General features: G+C 73.7%; 19 protein-coding genes. 9 read left to right on the forward strand and 10 right to left on the reverse strand.

What is annotated here, in order from left to right; translation table 11 throughout:
• The first annotated feature begins 17 nt into the window (after positions 1 to 17).
• Entirely contained in the window at positions 18 to 239 is a 222-nt protein-coding gene (locus IRQ30_RS05495) for a DUF3107 family protein (protein WP_193607350.1), read from the forward strand.
• Here IRQ30_RS05495 and IRQ30_RS05500 read toward each other — a convergent pair.
• A complete protein-coding gene (locus IRQ30_RS05500; RefSeq protein WP_193611985.1) occupies positions 236 to 949 on the reverse strand; it encodes a ferritin-like fold-containing protein in 714 nt (237 codons plus the stop codon). The genes IRQ30_RS05495 and IRQ30_RS05500 overlap by 4 nt on opposite strands.
• Before the next feature lie 133 nt (positions 950 to 1,082).
• Here IRQ30_RS05500 and IRQ30_RS05505 point away from each other — a divergent pair, with 133 nt between their 5' ends.
• The 4 genes from IRQ30_RS05505 to IRQ30_RS05520 all read left to right on the forward strand — a co-directional run bounded on the left by IRQ30_RS05505 (position 1,083) and on the right by IRQ30_RS05520 (position 3,925).
• Positions 1,083 to 2,597, forward strand: a complete 1,515-nt coding sequence (locus IRQ30_RS05505; protein ID WP_338089584.1) for a DEAD/DEAH box helicase — start codon at positions 1,083 to 1,085, stop codon at positions 2,595 to 2,597.
• 32 nt (positions 2,598 to 2,629) lie between these two features.
• Entirely contained in the window at positions 2,630 to 2,866 is a 237-nt protein-coding gene (locus IRQ30_RS05510; protein WP_193611986.1) for a hypothetical protein, read from the forward strand.
• 12 nt (positions 2,867 to 2,878) lie between these two features.
• Positions 2,879 to 3,283, forward strand: a complete 405-nt coding sequence (locus tag IRQ30_RS05515; RefSeq protein ID WP_193611987.1) for a hypothetical protein — start codon at positions 2,879 to 2,881, stop codon at positions 3,281 to 3,283.
• Positions 3,284 to 3,376: 93 nt separating this feature from the next.
• The gene (locus IRQ30_RS05520; RefSeq protein WP_193611988.1) at positions 3,377 to 3,925 is read left to right on the forward strand and encodes a hypothetical protein; all 549 of its coding nucleotides are present in this window, start codon (positions 3,377 to 3,379) and stop codon (positions 3,923 to 3,925) included.
• A 21-nt stretch (positions 3,926 to 3,946) separates the two neighbouring features.
• Here the strand turns inward: IRQ30_RS05520 and IRQ30_RS05525 are convergent, their stop codons facing one another.
• From IRQ30_RS05525 to IRQ30_RS05540, 4 genes are read right to left on the reverse strand one after another with little or no spacing between them, the layout of a single operon-like run.
• Positions 3,947 to 5,044, reverse strand: a complete 1,098-nt coding sequence (locus tag IRQ30_RS05525) for a hypothetical protein (protein WP_193611989.1) — start codon at positions 5,042 to 5,044, stop codon at positions 3,947 to 3,949.
• Positions 5,041 to 6,207, reverse strand: a complete 1,167-nt coding sequence (locus IRQ30_RS05530; protein WP_193611990.1) for a hypothetical protein — start codon at positions 6,205 to 6,207, stop codon at positions 5,041 to 5,043. The genes IRQ30_RS05525 and IRQ30_RS05530 overlap by 4 nt, the downstream gene beginning before the upstream one ends.
• 47 nt (positions 6,208 to 6,254) lie before the next feature.
• Positions 6,255 to 6,995, reverse strand: coding sequence for a L,D-transpeptidase family protein (locus IRQ30_RS05535; protein WP_193611991.1), 741 nt, complete (start codon positions 6,993 to 6,995; stop codon positions 6,255 to 6,257).
• A 4-nt stretch (positions 6,996 to 6,999) separates the two neighbouring features.
• On the reverse strand, positions 7,000 to 7,806 hold the full coding sequence (locus tag IRQ30_RS05540) for a ParA family protein (protein WP_193611992.1): 807 nt from the start codon (positions 7,804 to 7,806) through the stop codon (positions 7,000 to 7,002).
• A gap of 72 nt (positions 7,807 to 7,878) precedes the next feature.
• Here IRQ30_RS05540 and IRQ30_RS05545 point away from each other — a divergent pair, with 72 nt between their 5' ends.
• Entirely contained in the window at positions 7,879 to 8,640 is a 762-nt protein-coding gene (locus IRQ30_RS05545; RefSeq protein ID WP_193611993.1) for an SDR family NAD(P)-dependent oxidoreductase, read from the forward strand.
• Positions 8,641 to 8,656: 16 nt separating this feature from the next.
• Here IRQ30_RS05545 and IRQ30_RS05550 read toward each other — a convergent pair whose 3' ends face one another.
• From IRQ30_RS05550 to IRQ30_RS05570, 5 genes are read right to left on the reverse strand one after another with little or no spacing between them, the layout of a single operon-like run.
• Positions 8,657 to 9,274 (reverse strand): MarC family protein, encoded by a 618-nt coding sequence (locus tag IRQ30_RS05550; RefSeq protein WP_338089580.1) that lies wholly within the window; start codon positions 9,272 to 9,274, stop codon positions 8,657 to 8,659.
• The gene (locus IRQ30_RS05555) at positions 9,271 to 10,149 is read right to left on the reverse strand and encodes a PHP domain-containing protein (protein WP_193611994.1); all 879 of its coding nucleotides are present in this window, start codon (positions 10,147 to 10,149) and stop codon (positions 9,271 to 9,273) included. The genes IRQ30_RS05550 and IRQ30_RS05555 overlap by 4 nt, the downstream gene beginning before the upstream one ends.
• A 26-nt stretch (positions 10,150 to 10,175) precedes the next feature.
• Positions 10,176 to 10,811: a DUF6758 family protein gene (locus IRQ30_RS05560; protein WP_193611995.1), complete on the reverse strand. Its 636-nt coding sequence runs from the start codon at positions 10,809 to 10,811 to the stop codon at positions 10,176 to 10,178.
• Positions 10,812 to 10,842: 31 nt separating this feature from the next.
• Positions 10,843 to 11,403, reverse strand: coding sequence for a histidine phosphatase family protein (locus tag IRQ30_RS05565; RefSeq protein ID WP_193611996.1), 561 nt, complete (start codon positions 11,401 to 11,403; stop codon positions 10,843 to 10,845).
• A gap of 4 nt (positions 11,404 to 11,407) precedes the next feature.
• A complete protein-coding gene (locus IRQ30_RS05570; RefSeq protein ID WP_193611997.1) occupies positions 11,408 to 13,363 on the reverse strand; it encodes a CASTOR/POLLUX-related putative ion channel in 1,956 nt (651 codons plus the stop codon).
• A gap of 136 nt (positions 13,364 to 13,499) precedes the next feature.
• Here IRQ30_RS05570 and IRQ30_RS05575 point away from each other — a divergent pair, with 136 nt between their 5' ends.
• The 3 genes from IRQ30_RS05575 to IRQ30_RS05585 are packed head-to-tail and all read left to right on the forward strand — an operon-like array spanning position 13,500 to position 17,367.
• Positions 13,500 to 14,087: a PadR family transcriptional regulator gene (locus IRQ30_RS05575; RefSeq protein WP_193611998.1), complete on the forward strand. Its 588-nt coding sequence runs from the start codon at positions 13,500 to 13,502 to the stop codon at positions 14,085 to 14,087.
• Complete coding sequence (locus IRQ30_RS05580) at positions 14,084 to 14,797, forward strand: ATP-binding cassette domain-containing protein (protein ID WP_193611999.1); 714 nt, start codon at positions 14,084 to 14,086, stop codon at positions 14,795 to 14,797. Before IRQ30_RS05575 ends, IRQ30_RS05580 begins: the two co-directional genes overlap by 4 nt.
• On the forward strand, positions 14,797 to 17,367 hold the full coding sequence (locus tag IRQ30_RS05585) for an FtsX-like permease family protein (protein WP_193612000.1): 2,571 nt from the start codon (positions 14,797 to 14,799) through the stop codon (positions 17,365 to 17,367). The genes IRQ30_RS05580 and IRQ30_RS05585 overlap by 1 nt, the downstream gene beginning before the upstream one ends.
• Positions 17,368 to 17,400 lie beyond the last annotated feature (33 nt).

Raw genomic sequence — 17,400 nt, forward strand, 5'->3', positions numbered from 1 at the left:
GCAGAAGGAGACGACCTGTGGAGGTCAAGATCGGCGTTCAGTACGCATCCCGCGAGTTGGTCGTGGAGACCGACGAGACCGCGGAGACGGTCGAGAAGCTGGTGGCCGACGCCCTGTCCGGCGACGGCGTGTTCGCCCTCAACGACACCAAGGGCCGCCGCATCATCGTCCCCGGCGCCAAGATCGCCTACGTCGAGCTCGGCCGCGCCACCGGCGGCCACGTGGGCTTCCGGAGCTAGCTCGCGAGCCCGAGGTCGGCCATGCGCTCGGTGTGCCGCTCGGTGAGCCGGGTGAACATCCGGCCGATGCTCGCCAGGTCCAGGCCGGGTCGGTCGACGCCGCCCGCGAGCAGGGCGGTCAGCGCGTCCCGCTCGGCGGCGACGCGCTGGGCCTGGATCAGCGCCTCCCCCATCAGCCGGCGACCCCACAGGGCGAGCCGGCCGCCGAGGCGGTGGTCGGCCACGATGGCCTCGCGCACCCGGTCGACCACGAACGCGGAGTTGCCGGCGGTGTCCACCGACGACACGACCAGGTCCCGGGTCTCCGGGTCGAGGTAGGCCGCGATCTCGCGGTAGAAGTCGTTGGCCAGCCCGTCGCCGACGTAGGCCTTGACCAGGCCCTCGTACCAGTCGGCCGGGGCGGTGTGGGCGTGGAAGAGGTCGATCGCCCCGCGGAACGGCGCCATCGCGGCGAACGGGTCGGCGCCCAGCTCGGCGATGCGGGTGCGCAGGAGCGCCACCTTGCGCAGCTCGGTGGAGGCCATCTCGGCCAGCTCCAGCTTGTCCTCGAGGGAGGGCGCCAGCTTGGAGTCCTCGGCCAGCCGCTCGAACGCCGAGATCTCGCCGTACGCGATGACGCCGAGCAGGTCGACGACCGCCTCGCGGTAGACCGGATCGGCGAACGCGACCGAGAGCTCGGGGTCGGTCGGCTCGACCGGAGATGCGGGCATGGCCGCACCCTACCGATAGACTGAGGGCACTTGTGCCGCCACAGGCGGCCCGTATGTGCGCGGCTACGTGTGAATTAGCCGCAACCGACATCGACTCGGCTGACCGGCTGATCCCACACGAAAGCGAAAGACACTGACTTCCACCACCTTCCGCGAGCTCGGCGTCCTGCCCGAGATCTGCGATGCGCTCGAGCGCGCCGGCATCACCACCCCCTTCGCCATCCAGGAGATGACCCTCTCGGTCGCCCTGATGGGCACCGACCTCATCGGCCAGGCCCGCACGGGCACCGGCAAGACCCTCGCGTTCGGCATCCCGGTGCTGCAGCGCAGCGTCGTGTCGACCGACGCGGCCTACGCCGACCTGCCCCAGGGCAAGCCGCAGGCGCTGATCGTGGCGCCGACGCGCGAGCTCGCGCTCCAGGTCTCCAACGACCTGCACCTCGCCAGCAAGGACCTCGGCCTGCGGGTCCTCACCGTCTACGGCGGCGTCGGCTACGACACCCAGCTCGACACCCTCGAGGCCGGCGTCGACATCGTCGTCGGCACCCCGGGCCGGCTGATCGACCTGGCCAACCGCAAGGCCCTGGACCTCTCCCACGTGCACGCGGTCGTGCTCGACGAGGCCGACGAGATGCTCGACCTGGGCTTCCTGCCCGACGTCCAGCGCCTGCTGAGCATGACCCCCGAGACCCGCCAGACGATGCTCTTCTCGGCAACCATGCCGGCGGCCATCGTGGCGCTCGCGCGCACCCACATGCGCCACCCGATGAACATCCGCGCCGAGTCGTCCTACGACACCACGATGGTGCCCGCGACCGCGCAGTTCATCTACCAGGCCCACGACCTCGACAAGCCCGAGATCATCGGACGCGTGCTGCAGGCCGAGGACGCCGGCAAGATCATCGTCTTCACCCGCACCAAGCGCCAGGCCCAGCGCGTCGCCGACGACCTGGCCGAGCGCGGCTTCAGCGCCAGCCCCCTGCACGGCGACATGGCGCAGGTGGCGCGCGAGAAGGCGCTCGCGAAGTTCCGCGAGGACAAGATCCGGGTACTCGTCGCCACCGACGTCGCCGCCCGCGGCATCGACGTCGCCGGTGTCTCCCACGTCATCAACTACACCTGCCCCGAGGACGACAAGACCTACGTCCACCGGATCGGCCGCACCGGCCGCGCCGGCGCCTCGGGCATCGCGATCACCTTCGTGGACTGGGCCGACCTGCACCGCTGGAAGATGATCAACAAGACGCTCGACCTGCCCTTCGACGAGCCGCAGGAGACGTACTCCACCTCCGAGCACCTCTACCACGACCAGGGCATCCCGCCGGGCACGAAGGGCCGCATCGTCGACCCCGCCCCGGTGGAGCGCAAGCCCCGCGAGGACCGCGGCGACCGCGGCGACCGCGGTGGCGACCGTCGTGGCAGCGGCGAGCGCCCCCCGCGCAACCGCGACCGCAACCGGACCCGCACCCGCAGCGGCGCCGCGTCGGGCGAGGCGTCCTCGAGCACCGAGGCCCCCGCCTCCTCCGACGCCCCGGCCCCTGCCGGCGAGGGCGCCCCGCGCAGCCGCAACCGGCGCCGTCGCTCGCGCGGCGGCAGCGGCGGCGGTGCGACCGGTGGTGGCGGCGACGCCACCCAGCAGCCCGTCTGAACGTCCACCCCCTCGAGTCCCGGGAGCCCCTCATGGCCACGTACGACGCCAACCTCCAGGCCGCGGTCGACGCGACCTCGATCGCCAAGTCCATCGGCGAGACCGACCTCGCCTCCTACCTGCGCGAGCAGCTGGAGGAGCGCGACATCGAGACCAAGGACGAGGCCTGGATCGAGCACATCGTGCAGAAGATCCACGAGGACCCGAACTTCATGATCGACCGCGAGCCCGACGACTACGAGCGTCCCGAGCCGCAGCTCCCCCGTTAGCCCGCGGCGCCGATGCGGGGAGCTCGGCTGACGGCCGTGCTGATGTGGCTGCCCCCGGCGGTCACCGCGATCCTGGTGTGGCTGGTCTACCGCACCGTCCACGACGACGAGTACAGCAGCAACTCGTCGACGGAGGCGGTGCTGGCGGGTCTGGTGATGAGCACGCCGTTCATCTTCCTGATGTGCCTGGAGCTGGCCCTGGCGGCGCTGACCGGCTACGCCGACACCTACCGCGAGCGCACCTGGTGCCTCGGCGTGGCCACGGTCGCCGCGGTGCTGGTGCTCGCCTCCGTGCTGTGGTTCCTGCGCCGCGACCTGGAGGCCCCGGTCGCGGGTCTGCTGGTGACCCTGACGCTGCTGCCCCTCGCCCCGGCGTGGCTGTCCCACGCGCGCGACCCCGCGGCACCTGCAGCCTGAGCTAGCACGCAGGGGGGCCTCGGGCCTTTGCCGGCGCGCAGCCACGTCGTGGCCTAGGGTCGTCCGGTACTGCGACCCAGGAGGGCCCTCCGTGTGCAGCTGACCGGGGCGCCGACCCGCAGCCTGGTCGCCGTCTACCAGGTCCGCGCCGGAGAGAGCCGTCAGCGCCTGGCGGTGGGTCGCGTCGACGCGCGCGGTCGACTCGTGGTCAGGGCCAGGGCCCGCTCCGCCACCACGTTCACCGCCGTCTTCACCGGCAACGCCAGCATCGACTCGGCGACCGACACCGTCCCGATCCGGGTGCGGGCCGCGGTGACGGGACGGATGACCAGGTTCCGCAGCCGAGCGGGCCGGTACGCGATCTATGGGGCACGCCAGACGTTGTGGATGGTGGGCAGGGTCAGCCCGAACCACGCGGGCGACTGTCTCCGCTTCCACCTCCAGTTCAAGGTGGCCGGCCGGTGGGACCGCGGCAGCGGCACGAAGTGCGTGAGGATGTCGCGCTCCAGCAGGGCGCGCGTCTACCTACCCGGTCAGCCACACCTCGTGGGCATCCCGATCCGGGTGCGGGCCGAGTGGGCGGGCGACCGGGTCAACCTCGGGCGCGAGAGCGATTGGCAGTACGCCCGCTTCTCTCGCTGACGGCGTGGGCCGGCTGGTCCGTCAGCCGACCGGGGTCAGCGGGAGCCGGGCCCGGATCGTGAGCGGCGAGGGTGCGCCCGCGCCCCGGGGCGTGACGAGCTGAGCGACGACCAGCTCGCGCGGCTCGGTGTCGGCGTCCACCTGGAAGACCACCCGGCCGTGCGAGTCGAACGTCGACGCCTCCAGCCCCTCGCGGCGCACCGGGTCGGCACCGTCCAGGCTGATGCGCGGGGCGCTCTGACGACGGACGGACCAGTAGCCCCCCGCGGCGTCCTCCACGCTGTCCGCGCCGAACAGCTGGAGACGCACACCCGCCCACACCGAGCCCTCGTCGGCCCAGCCCAGGGTGGCGTCGTAGGGGTAGAGCGTGACGTTCGTGGCGGTGAAGGTGGCGCGTCGCGGCCGGTAGCTCGAGCCCGGCGCGGCGCGCATCGCACACGTGTCCTGGACCTGGGCGCAGCCGGGGCTGAAGTCGTTGTTGTCGTCGTAGAGGGCCTGGGCCACGCCGGCGTCGACCTCGCCCGACCCGATGTGGGCGGTCTGGGTGTGGCCGTCGTACTCGACCTCCACGACGAGGTCGTCGGCGGCCGGGTGCCCGTCGACGCCGACGGCGACCGAGGTCGGGTCGAGGGCGCTCATGGCGTCGCTGGTGTCCCCGACGACCACCGAGTCCAGGTCCACGCGCTGGTCGTCGACGACGAGGCGGATCTCGATCGGGTTCGAGTCGGGCTCGCGGGCGAACCCCCCGAGGGCCTGCACCCTCCAGCTGGCGGTCACCAGGCTGCCGTCCTCGGGCGCCACGAGGTCCTGCTGCTCGTCCCACGTCGGGTCGTCGTACTCCACGTCGAGCAGGTCGTGACCGAGGGTCTGGACCGGGTCGCCGACCCTCACCGTGACGTCGCTCCCGGGCAGCTTGACCGTCACCTCGCGGCCGTAGGGCTGCGAGCGCAGCGGCAGCCTCTCCCCGACGTCCGCCTCCACCGTCGGCTCGCCCGCGGCCGCGTTCCACACGAGGACGCCGAGGACCAGGGCGGCCACGGCGAGCCCCACGGCCAGCAGCAGCGACAGCGCCCGGAGGCGGTCCTGGCGTCGGGCGTCGGTCAAGGAGCTGCTGGTCATGACAGGTCTCCGCCCGCGATCGTCCACTGGAAGTGCACCGGGCGGCGCTCGCTCACGAACGGCTCGCCGTCGGTGGCCTCGCCCCGGTAGTCGATGGTCAGGTCGGCGACCGGCTCGCCCCGGGCGACGTCGAAGACGAGCTGGTCGGGGTCGTCGGGGTCCTGGATGCTGAGGAACCCGGCGTTCAGCTGGTTGACGTTCCCCGCCGGCCGCAGCGGCTCGGCGTCTCCCAGCCGTGCCGAGAGCTCCAGCTCGTCGTCCCAGTACGTCGTGTCGTCCCCGCGCCCGCTGACCAGCGACAGCCGGTGCGGCCGGACGACGTGCACGATGAAGAACTCGCGGCCCTCCTCGGCCCAGCCGAGCCCGTCGACGTAGGGCGTGCGCAGGGTGAACTGGACCCGGCACTCGAGCCCCGGCCGGTAGTCGACCCGCACCTCGCTGTCGTCGAGGCGTCGCGGGGCGCCGCAGGGGGTGTCCGGGGCGTCGCGGATCTCCTCCTGCGACGGGAGCTCGGCGAGGTCGACCGCCTGACCGGCCTCGACGGACCCGTCGGAGGCGTCGACGACCTGGGTGACGCCGTCGACGGTGACGCGCACCTCGAGCTCGGTCGGGTCGCCCTCCACCGCGACCCAGCGCCCGCCTCCCTGCTGGAGGGGACCGTTGGGGTCCAGGACGAGGCCACCACGCCCGGTGACGGGGTAGTCGCGACCGTCGGCGCGCAGCACGACCTCGGTCTCCTGCGCGTAGGGCCGGGCGATCGCGGACAACGGGATCTGGTAGTCCTTCTCGAGCTTGACCTCGACCCGGACGAAGCGCCCGCCCTCGGGCGCCCGCACGTTGGCCGCGGCCCCGAGCAGGTCCGGCAGCTCCTCGCGCACGTCGCCCGCCCCGGCCTTCGTGCGCGCCCACGGCAGCAGCACCTCGCCGTAGTCGGCCAGGTCGTCCTGCTGGAAGGGCGAGTCGAACAGCTGGCCCACCGCGGCCCGGGGCCGGTCGTCGTCGACGCTGCGCACCACGACCAGGGCGACCGCGAGCGCGACGACGAGGACCGTCAGCGCCGCGACGAGGGGCCACAGACTGCGGCGCCTGCGGCTGAGGGTCGGTGCCGCCGGCGCTGTCGGCTCAGCCGCGGCAACCGGCTCGACCGAGCTCTCGTGATCCATGGGCAGCACCGTGCCCCGCGCGGGGGCCACCGAAACTCGGCGACGTATCAGGCGGTGACGACGACCGTGGTGCCGAGGGGGGCGAACTCCCAGAGGCGGATCGCGTCGGAGCGGCGCTGCCGGATGCAGCCGTGGGAGAGCGGCGTGCCGAGCTGCTCGAATGTCTGGACCCGCTTCCCGTCGTCGACGGGGATGTCGTGGAAGCCGATGGCGGCGCCGGCGTCGCCCTCGGTGAACCGGACGAAGTACTTCATGGTGCCGGAGTCGTCGATGCCGACGGCGTCCTCCGAGCGGGAGTAGACCTCGTAGGTGCCGGGGTCGAGGTTGTCGTAGGCGCTGCCGCTGACCAGGTAGGTGCGGACGACCTCGTCGTCGCCGTCGACGAGCCAGACCCGCTGGCGGCCCTCGCTGAAGACCACGCGCCGGCCGTCGCCGGAGCGGGCCGGCAGGGCCTTCTCACGCCGCAGCGCCTGCTTGCGCTCCTGCTCGGCAGCCGCCGTGCCCCCGGTGCTCTTCTCGGCGCCGGCGGCACCCGAGGCGTTGCCGGCGGGAGCGGAGACGGCGTCGGGCTCCTCCAGGGTGCTGGGCGAGGGCGACTCGGAGGGCGTGGTCGAGGTGTCGCGCGCGGCCCCGGCGAGGTCGCTGGCGACGTCGCGCGGGGTGTCGTCGGCGGTGGAGGGCAGCACGCCGGTGCCGCCGAGGACGGCGATCAGCGTCACGGCCAGCGAGGACCCGAGGATGGCCATCCGCCCGTAGCGCGGGCGGACCGGGGCGCGGTGCTTGCTCACGCGCTCACGCCCGCTTGGTGCGCTTCGGGCGGCGGCTGCGCTCGACGAGGTTGGCGGCGACGTCGCGGTAGGCCTTCGCCCCCTTGCTCGAGCGGCTCGTGGACAGGATCGAGCGCCCGGCGGCGGGCGCCTCCGCGAACTTGATCGTCTTGGGGATCGGCGGCTCCACGACGTCGAGGTCGTAGGTCTGGGAGATCGTCTCCAGCACGGTGCGGGAGTGGGTGGTGCGCCCGTCGTAGAGCGTGGGCAGCACGCCCCAGACGGCCAGGCCCTTGTTGGTGAAGCGGCGCACGTCGTGGACGGTGTCGAGCAGCTGGCCCACCCCGCGGTGCGACAGCGTCTCGCACTGCAGCGGGATGAGCACGCCGTCGGCGGCGGTCAGGGCGGCCACCGTGAGGACGCCGAGCGACGGCGGGCAGTCGAGCAGCACCCAGTCGTAGCCGGCGCCCTTCTCGTCGAGGTCCTCGATGACGCCGCGCACGACGTGCTCGCGGCCGGTGCGAGTGAGCAGGTCGGCCTCGGCCCGGGCGAGCTCGATGGTGGCCGGCAGCAGGTCCACGCCGTCCTCGGTCGCCAGGATCACCTCGGTGGGGTCCAGACCCTTGGTCAGCACCTGGTGGACCGACAGCTCGAGGTCCTCGGGGTCGATGCCGAGGGAGAAGGTCAGGCACGCCTGGGGGTCCAGGTCGACCAGCAGCACCTTCTGGCCGAGCTCCGCCAGCGCCGCGCCGATCGAGGCCACCGAGGTCGTCTTGGCGACGCCGCCCTTCTGGTTGGCGACCGCGAGGACGGTGGTGCGCTGCTTGCTCATCGGGGTCCATCATGCCGGACCCGAGCACGCGGGTGGGGCACCCGGTGCGGGTGCGGCTGTTTTACTGACGCCATGTCACGCACCGCGCTCGTCACCGGCCCCACCGCGGGGATCGGCCACTCCTTCGCCCACCAGCTCGCCGCCCGCGGCCACGACCTGGTCCTCGTCGCCCGCGACCAGGTCCGCCTGGAGGCCGTCGCCGCCGAGATCACCCAGCGGTACGGCGTGCTGGTGGAGGTGCTGCCGGCCGACCTCGGCGACCGTGACGACCTGGCGCAGGTCGAGGCGCGGCTGTCCGACCCGGCGCGGCCCGTGGACCTGCTGGTCAACAACGCGGGCTTCGGCCTGAAGGGGCGCTTCCTCGACAACGACGTCGACACCGAGGTCGGCATGCTGGAGGTCCTGGTCACGGCCGTGCTGCGGCTGACCCACGCCGCGCTGGGGCCGATGGCCGAGCGCGGCCACGGCGGGGTGATCAACGTGTCCAGCGTGGCGGCGTTCCTGCCCCGCGGCACCTACGCGGCCGCCAAGGCGTGGGTCAACAGCTTCAGCGAGTGGGCGGCCAACGAGTACCGCCCGCAGGGCGTGACCGTGATGGCGCTCTGCCCCGGCTTCACCAAGACCGAGTTCCACGAGCGGATGGACGTGGGTCGCGGGTCGGCGCCCGGCTTCCTGTGGCTCGACGCGGACTTCCTGGTGGCCAAGGCGCTGCAGGACTTCGACAAGGGTCGCACCTACTCGGTCCCCGGGGCGCAGTACAAGACGATCGTGGCGCTGACCCGGCTCATCCCGAACCGCGCGCTCCAGGCCTACCAGTCGATGGGCCGCCGCTGAGCGGACCGACGCCGGCTCAGCCCTCGCCGTTGATGAACGCGCGGACGGCGTCGGCCACGAGCTGCACCGCGATCGCGGAGAGCAGCAGCCCGGCGATGCGGGTCACCAGGAGGACGCCGCTCTCGCGGATCAGCTTGAGGATCGGCAGCGAGTAGCGCATCGCGGCCCACAGGCTCGCGTGCACGAGGACGACCCCGAGGGCGACGGCGACGAACGTCGGGCCGCTGTCCACCTCGCGGGTGAACAGCATCGTCGCCACGATGGCGCCGGGACCGGCCAGCAGGGGCGTGCCGAGGGGCACCAGCGCGACGTTGGTCCCGACCTGGGCGGTGGGCTCCTTCTCGTTGCCCGTCAGCAGCTCCAGGGCGACCAGGAGCAGCAGCAGGCCGCCGGCGCACTGGAGGGCGGGCAGCGAGATGTGGAGGTAGCCCAGGATCTGCTGGCCGAAGAACGCGAAGACCGTGATCACGAAGAACGACACGGCCACGGCCTGCCAGGCGGCGCGACGGGCCGAGGACGGCGAGCGGCCGCCGGTGAGCGACAGGAAGATCGGCACCGTCCCGACCGGGTCCATGATCACGAAGAGGGTCACGAACACCTCGACGAACAGCACGGTGTCCAGGACGCTGCTCACGGGCGCAGCACCTGCGGAGTGGCCCGACCCGAGCGCTCCGCGGCGGCGGCCGCGAGGTCGAGCAGGCGGGCGTACTCCTCGGGGGCGGTGGTGTTGACGCCCAGGTCGTGGTCGCGCTTGCCGGTGCCGTGGTAGTCGCTCGAGCCCGTCACCACCAGGCCCAGGTTGCGCGCGATGGCGCGCAGCCGGTCGCGGTCGTCGGGTCCGTGGTCCTGGTGGTCGACCTCGAGGCCGGCGAGCCCGGCCTGCGCGAGCGCGGCGATCTCGGCCTCGTCGGGCTGGTCCGGCCCGCGCCGCCCCCAGGGGTGCGCGATCACGCTCACTCCCCCGGCCTCGGCCACCACGGCCATGACGTCGAGCAGCCCGGCGGCGTACCGGTCGACGTACGCCGGGCGGCCGGGGTTGAGCCACTGCCGGAACGCCTCGGTGCGGTCCGACACGACGCCCAGCTCCACCAGCGCGTCGGCGACGTGGGGGCGGCCGGTGGCGGCGGTGCCGGGAGAGACGCGGCGCACGTCCTGGGCCTGGATCGCGATGCCGTGGGTGCGGAGCCGCTCGAGCATCGCGGGCACGCGGGAGTTGCGACCGGCCAGGATCTTGGCCAGCGCCTGCTCGAGGCCGGCGTGCGTGGGGTCGGGGAGGTAGGCCAGCAGGTGCACGCCGGCGCCCTGGTGGCGGGTGCTGACCTCCATGCCGCGCACGAGCTCGATCCCGACCTCCCGGGCGGTCTCCTCGGCCTCGGCCCAGCCGGTGGCGGTGTCGTGGTCGGTGATGGCCACGACGTCCAGTCCGGCCCCGGCGGCCGCGCGCACGAGCTCGGCCGGGGTGTCGGTCCCGTCGCTGGCCCGGGAGTGGGTGTGGAGGTCGATGCGCACCCTAGAAGACTAGGGCGTGAGCGGGCTCACCACGCGGGCGCCGGACCCCCGAACGGCACCGCCAGGAGGCCGGGCCCGAGCGCGGAGAGGTCGCGCAGCACCCAGTCGGGTCGCAGCAGCAGGACCGCCGATGCGGGCCGCAGGACCAGCCACAGCCACCGGCCTCCCGACTCCCCGGCCAGCACCGAGCGGTCCCACTCGCGCGAGCCGTCGCTCGTCGAGACCGGCCACAGCGAGAGCGGCTGGTGCTCGACGCGGATCTTGACCATCGGCGGTCCCTCGCCCACCTCGTGGCCGGGGTCGTCGTGGCGGGTGCCGGCGATCCGGGCGCCGAGGCCCGTGCCGGGCTCCTCGGTCACCACGATCACGTCGACGGGGCCGTCCTGCGCGCTGGTGCCGGAGATGCAGCTTATCGTGCCCCGTGCGCTCCCGGGCTCGGCACCCACGACGGCGAAGTCCGTGATGCTCCACCCGGGGCCCAGCGGCCAGGGGGTCAGGGTCGGGAAGCCGTCGGCGGCGCGCAGATGGTCGCCGAACTCGTCGTACGACGCCTCGAGGGGCCGCCAGAGCGGCGCGACCTCGCCGTGGTCGGGGCACGTCCAGCGGCCGTCCGCCTGCAGCACCGGCGCGGGGCAGCGGGGGCAGCCCGGGGACAGGGACATGCGACCACGGTGCTGGCGATCCTCGCCGTGGTCAAGAGTTCCAGCGCAGGACGACCGGGCTCTCCCGCTCGTGCCCGAGGACCGGCACCCGTGCGGTGTCGAGCCGGAACAGCCGCCCGTCGACGACCGGGAGCCCGAGCCACCGCGCGGTGAGCACCCGCAGCGAGTGCCCGTGGGCGAACACCAGGGTGCGCCCCTCGGCGCCCTCCGCGCGGGCCACGACCCGGTCCAGCCGCGCCCCGACCTCCTCGGCGCTCTCGCCGCCGGGGCAGGGGTGGGTCCACACGGTCCAGTCGGGCACGGTCTCGCGGATCTCGGCGGTCGTCACGCCCTCGTAGTCGCCGTAGGCCCACTCGACGAGGTCCTCGTCGGGCTCGGCGTCGGCGAAGCCCGCGAGCTCCGCCGTACGCCGCGCGCGCTGCCGCGGGCTCGTGAGGACCAGCGCGAACTCCTGCTCCCCCAGCGGCCCGGCGAGGTCGCGGGCCAGCTCCTCGCCGTGCGGGAGGAGCGGCAGGTCGGTGACCGAGGTGTGGCGACCGTTCTCGCTCCACTCGGTGGGTCCGTGCCGGACCAGCCAGAGCTCGTGGGGCATCGGCTCAGGCCTCGGCGAGCACGACGACGCGGTCGCCGTCCTGGACGGTGAAGGTCTGGGACTTCGCGGGGTTCACCACGACACCGAAGCCTGCCACGTCGTCCTCGCCGAGCGACAGCGACCGGTAGCCCAGCGCCGTCTCGCCCCGCGCGGTGGCGCCCGCGACCACCGTCGCGTAGGTGACCTCGCGGCCCGGCTGGACGTACCACTCGGCGGGGCGCAGGTAGATCTCGCTGCCCTGGTCGCCGAGGAGCTGGCCGAAGACCGCCTCCAGCCGGCGGTCCTCGGAGAGCTGGGTGACCAGCAGGCTCACGATCTCGCCGCTGACGACCACGTCGTCGACGTGGGCGACCTGCGCCAGCACCCGGTTGCGGTCGTCGAGCATCTCGGTGACCACCGGCGTGGCCGAGCCGAGGCGGCCGAGGATGTCGCGCACGTGCAGCAGCGTCACCAGCGTGCGGGCGTCGGCCGCCTGGACGCCGAGGTGGTCGGAGTAGCAGAGCACGATGACCTGGTCGAGGCCGTCGACCACGTGGGCCTCGAGGGTCGCGCGGTCGGTGGTGGAGGCCGCGACGACGCTCACCGCGAGGTGCTCGAGCGCCGGGACGGCGGGGGCGCCGAAGGACGTCAGCACGGTCAGCGTCGAGCCGGCCGGCGCGTAGTGGTCGAGCTCGCGCAGCACGATCGGGGCGCGCTCGTTCCAGCCGATCAGGACGCCGTGGGTCGGCTGCTCCTCGGCCGCGACCGCCGTGCCGAGGGCGGAGAGGTCGGGTCCGACCAGCGAGCGGCCCTCGGTCTCGAGCCCGGCGTCGTCCTCAGCGACCACCACGAGGGTGCGGTTGCCCACGACGGTGTCCGCGGGCGGGTTGAGGGTCGGGACGCCGTCCTCGATCAGCCCGATGACCGAGGCCTTCTCGAAGGCCAGCACCGCGTCGCCGTACGTCTGCGCGCCGAGGTCGTGCTGCTCGAGGAAGTAGATCTCGTCGCCGTCGTAGTCGAAGAGCTCGGTGTAGACCGCCGCCGCGCCGGACTGGCGCGAGGTCTGCACGACGAGCTTGGCGACGGTCTCGCGGATGTCGAGCAGGACCGTGCGGTCGGCGCCCACCAGGCGGGCCGCCTCGAGGTTCGTGGGGTTGCGGATCTCGGCCACGATGTTGGGGCCGTCGGCGCCCCCGTGGGTGAGCGCGAGCAGGGTCTTGATGACCTCGCTGTCGGGGTCCTCCGACGACTCGGGCGCCAGCAGGATGACCGAGCGCGCGCTCGTGTGGCTGCTGAGCGCGAGGTCGTCGATGTCCATCGGGGAGCCGGAGCGGCAGATGACGCGGGTGCCGCGCAGGTCCGGGACCTTGGCGGCGACGTCGTCCTCCATCTCCACCTTGTCGCGGTCGGCGAGGATCACGATCACCGGCTTGCGGCGGCTCTCGTTGGCCAGCGTCAGCTCGCTGATGATCGTGTAGATCGAGTCCGACCAGCCCAGGATCACCGTGTGGTCCTGCTCGAGGACGATCGAGCGGCCCCGGCGCAGGTCGGCCAGCTTGGTGTCGATGCCGGCGGCGATGACGCCGATCAGCGCGCTCACGATGAAGAGTCCGGCGACGGTCAGCGCCAGCATCGTGAGCACGAACCGCCAGGAGCTGGGGTCGTCGCCGCCGATGGTCCCGGGGTCGAGGGCGTGGAGCAGGCTGTAGAACATCTCGTGCAGGAAGCCCTCGGGCGCGTCCGACTCCGGGCGCAGGTCGAGCACGGTGACGAACACCGAGAACACGACGATCAGCACGACCGTCGCGACGGTGAGCCAGGCGATCAGCGCGGGGGTGCCGCGCGACATGCTGTTGTCGAACCGGTAGCGCAGCCGGTCCCCCAGGTCGGAGCGCGGCGCGGTCGTCGTGCGCCCGCCCGACCCGCCCTTCGCGATCGCCTTCGCCGTGCGCGCGCGCAGCTGCTGTCCGGTCCGTGCCATCCGCCACCCCAGGTGTCTCCGTGCCGGAGAGCCGGCGCGCCATCGTCGCGCAGAACGGGTGCGCCGCGGGGCGGTTTGCCGACACTCGCGGCGCGTCGCTTGTCACATGGATACTCGGTATGCATACTCCGTATCCATGAGCATCCCCCACGGTCTTCTCGCCCTGCTGCGGCACGGCCCGATGTACGGCTACCAGCTCCGCGCGGAGTTCGAGCACGCGACCGGGTCGACCTGGCCGCTCAACATCGGCCAGGTCTACTCCACGTTGACCCGGCTGGAGCGCGACGGGCTGATCGAGCCCCAGGCCACCGACGACGAGGGGCGCCAGCGCTACGCGCTCACCGCCGCCGGCGTCAGCACGCTGGGTGAGTGGTTCGCCAAGCCGGTCACCCACGCGGACCGGCCTCGCGACGAGCTGGCGATCAAGCTGGCGCTCGCCTCGACGACACCCGGGCTCGACGTGCAGGCCATCGTCCAGACGCAGCGCGTGGCGACGATGCGTCGACTGCAGGACCTCACCCGGCTCAAGCAGGAGCCCGGCGACGTCGGCGGGCTGGCGTGGTCGCTGGTGCTCGACCACCTGCGCTTCTCCGCCGAGGCCGAGCTGCGCTGGCTCGACCACTGCGAGGGGGCACTGCTGAAGGCCGCCTCCGCCGAGCGGACCCGTCCGCCCGTCCTCGAGGACGCCGCCGCGCCCGAGCCGACCGAGGAGCGCGCCCGGTGAACGCCCTCGACCTGCACCAGGTGGACCGCATCCACGGCCAGGGCAACGCCGCCGTGCACGCGCTGCGCGGCCTGACCATCCACGTGGCGGCCGGCGAGCTCGTCGCCGTGATGGGCCCCAGCGGCTCCGGCAAGTCGACCCTGCTCAACCTCGCCGGAGGGCTCGACCGGGCCACCGCCGGCAGCGTCAAGGTGGACGGGGTCGAGCTCGGCGACCTCAGCCCGAAGGAGCTGGCGCGCCTGCGCCGCCACAAGGTCGGCTACGTCTTCCAGGACCTCAACCTGATCCCGGCGCTCACCGCGGCCGAGAACGTCTCGCTGCCCCTCGAGCTGGACGGCGTACGGCGTCGTCCGGCACGGGCCGCGGCGGAGGCGGCGCTGGCCGAGGTGGGCCTGGTCGACCTCGCCGACCGGCTGCCGGCGGACATGTCCGGCGGGCAGCAGCAGCGGGTGGCGATCGCCCGCGCCGTGGTCGGCGATCGCTCGCTCATCCTGGCCGACGAGCCCACCGGAGCCCTCGACTCCGAGACCGGCGAGCAGGTCATGCGGCTGCTGCGCGACCGTTGCGCCGCCGGCGTGGCGACGCTCCTGGTGACGCACGACGCCGCGCACGCGGCCTGGGCCGACCGGATCGTGTTCCTGCGCGACGGCGCCGCGGTGGACGACACGGGCGCACGGCCCGTGGCCGAGTCGCTCCTGACGGGCGCGTGATGGCCCGGCTGGCGCGCTGGCGCCCCGCCCTGCGCATGGCCTGGCGCGACCTGCTGCAGCACCCCCTGCGCACCGTCGTCGTCACGGTGCTCGTCGCGCTGCCGGTCGCGGCGGCCGTCGTGGTCTCGACCGTGACCGCCACCACCGACTACTACTCCCCCAACACGACCGTCCGCTTCCTGGGCGCCGCCGACGCCGCACTGGAGGTCACCCCGCATCCTCGCGTGAGGGTGGCGACGCTGGACCGCGGCCGGTACGTCGAGTGGACCGCCCCTCGCCGTGCCCGCGACGTCGAGCGCGATGCCACGCAGGTGGACGTCGCGGCACTGCTGCCCGAGGGCTCGAGGGTGACCCGCGTCGGTCGGTCGGTCGTGCCGCTCGCGATCGGAGGGCGGCTGGACGCCGACGTCCTCGACCTCGACGACCCCCTGACCCGAGGCCTGGCCGTCCTGGAGTCCGGTCGCGCGCCGACGAGCGGCGGGGAGGTCGCAGTGGATCGGCTGCTCGCCGACGAGCTCGACCTGCTCGACGGCGACCGCCTCGCCGCCGACGCCACGCTGAGCACCCTGCGCGGCGACCTCGAGGTCGTCGGCGTGCTCGAGCCGGACCCGGACGCCGCCAGCGAGGCGGCGCCGCTGGTGCTGCCCCCGGTGCGCCTCGACGCGCGCCCGGACTCCCGGTCCATGGTGCGCTACCTGGTCGACCTCCCCGAGCTCACCAGCGCGCAGGGACAGGCCCTCCAGGCGGACCTGGCCGCCCACGGTGTGTCCGCCCAGCTCCGGGACGCCACCGAGCACCCCGACGCCTGGGGCCTGGAAGAGCCGTTGCCCTCGCCGGTGGAGCCGACCGCCGTCGCCGCCGGTGCGCTGGTCATCGGGATCGGTCTGATCGAGGTGCTGGTCCTCGTGGGCTCCGCCTTCGCCGTCGGCGCCCGTCGTCAGACCCGCACGCTCGGCCTGGTGATGGCCTCCGGCGGGACTCCGGCCGATGTACGGCGCACGGTCCTGGCGCAGGGCCTGTGGATCGGGGTCGCGGCCGCGGCGCTCGGCACCGGCGCCGGTCTGCTCTCACTGCTGCTGGGCCGGGACCCGATCGCGTCCCTCGCCGGTCAGCGGCTCTCCGTCTACTCCTTCTCGCCGGGCACGATCGCGGCCGTCGCGCTGCTCGGCGTGGCGTCCGCCGTCGCGGCGGCGGCCATCCCCGCCTGGGGCGTGGGACGGATGACGGCGGCCGAGTCCCTCGACGGCCACGTCGCGACCGCCTCCCGCGGGCGCCGCGGCGGCCGGCTGCGCGGACCGGCCCTGGCGCTCCTGGGCAGCGGCGGTATTGGGCTCACGCTGAGCGGCTGGTGGATCTCGCGCGAGTTCGCAGCCGACGCGGCGACGCCGTCGACCCTGCCCGTGGCGGCGGGGGGCCTGAGCGCGGTCGTGCTCCTGCTGGGGGCGATCCTGGCGACGCCGTTCCTCGTCGACCTCCTCGGGGCGCGCGCCGACCGGGGCTGGCTGCCGTGGCGCCTTGCCGTGCGCGACGTGGCGCGGCACCGCGGCCGGACGACCGCCGCGGTGCTCGGGATCGGCATCGTGGTGACGGGAGCCGTGTTCGCCGGCTTCGGGGTCTCCGCCAACGCCGCGCTGCAGGAGGTCGACGAGCCGCTGGTGCCCGCCGGGACCGCGGAGCTCTACCTCTCGGCAGGTCAGCTCCGCGACCCCGACGCCCTCGCTCGGGTGCGGACGGCGGCCGCCGAGATCGTCGGGGCCGAGGGCCTCGTCGTCGCGCAGGAGGCACGGATCGGGCGGCGCCCGGTGACCGACAACCGGGGCGGGACCTACTCGATCGTGGACGACCGGTTCCTCGAGGTGATGGGTCTGCCGGACTCGGCTCGCCGCGACCTCGCCGACGGCAAGGCGCTCGTGGTGGGGCCGAGCTCGCTGCGCGACGGCGAGGTGCGCGCCGTGGTGGGCCCGCGCCGCGACCGGGTCCTCGACGAGCGCATCCCCGGCGTGCAGGTGCGACCGGGCTTCCTGGCCATGCCGAGCTCGGTGTGGATCTCAACGGACACCGCGGACCGCCTGGGGATGCGCGGGGTACCGATGAGCGCCTTCCTGCACGCCGACCACGACCTCGACCGGGAGTCGCTGGAACGGCTGGCGTTCCACGGCATTCACGCCGACGGGGACGAGCCCCAGGGACCGGTCGACCCCCGGCTCATCCTGGGCGGCGCAGGTGGCGTCCTGCTCGCGACCTGCCTGGTCGTCGGGATGATCGTGGCCCTCTCCGCCTCCGAGGGCCGCGGCGACACCGCCACGCTCGCGGCGGTGGGCGCCCCTCCGTGGACGCGTCGGGCCACGAGCGCCGGGCAGGCGCTGGCCGTCGGCTCCCTGGGAGCCGGCCTCGGGCTGCTGCTCGGCGCCGCCGGCGGTGCCAGCCTGCTGCAGCTGGTCGGCACGCCGGGGACTCCTGTCCCCTGGGCCGGCCTGGCCGTCGTCGTGGCCGGCGTGCCGCTGCTCTCGACCGCCGTCGGCTGGCTCGTCACCCCGACCCGGCTGTCACTGACGAGGCGCACCGGATGACGGCGGCATGACGGCCGGGTGCAGCCTCTCGCG

The organism is Nocardioides lijunqiniae (assembly GCF_015024225.1).
Classification (GTDB): domain Bacteria; phylum Actinomycetota; class Actinomycetes; order Propionibacteriales; family Nocardioidaceae; genus Nocardioides; species Nocardioides lijunqiniae.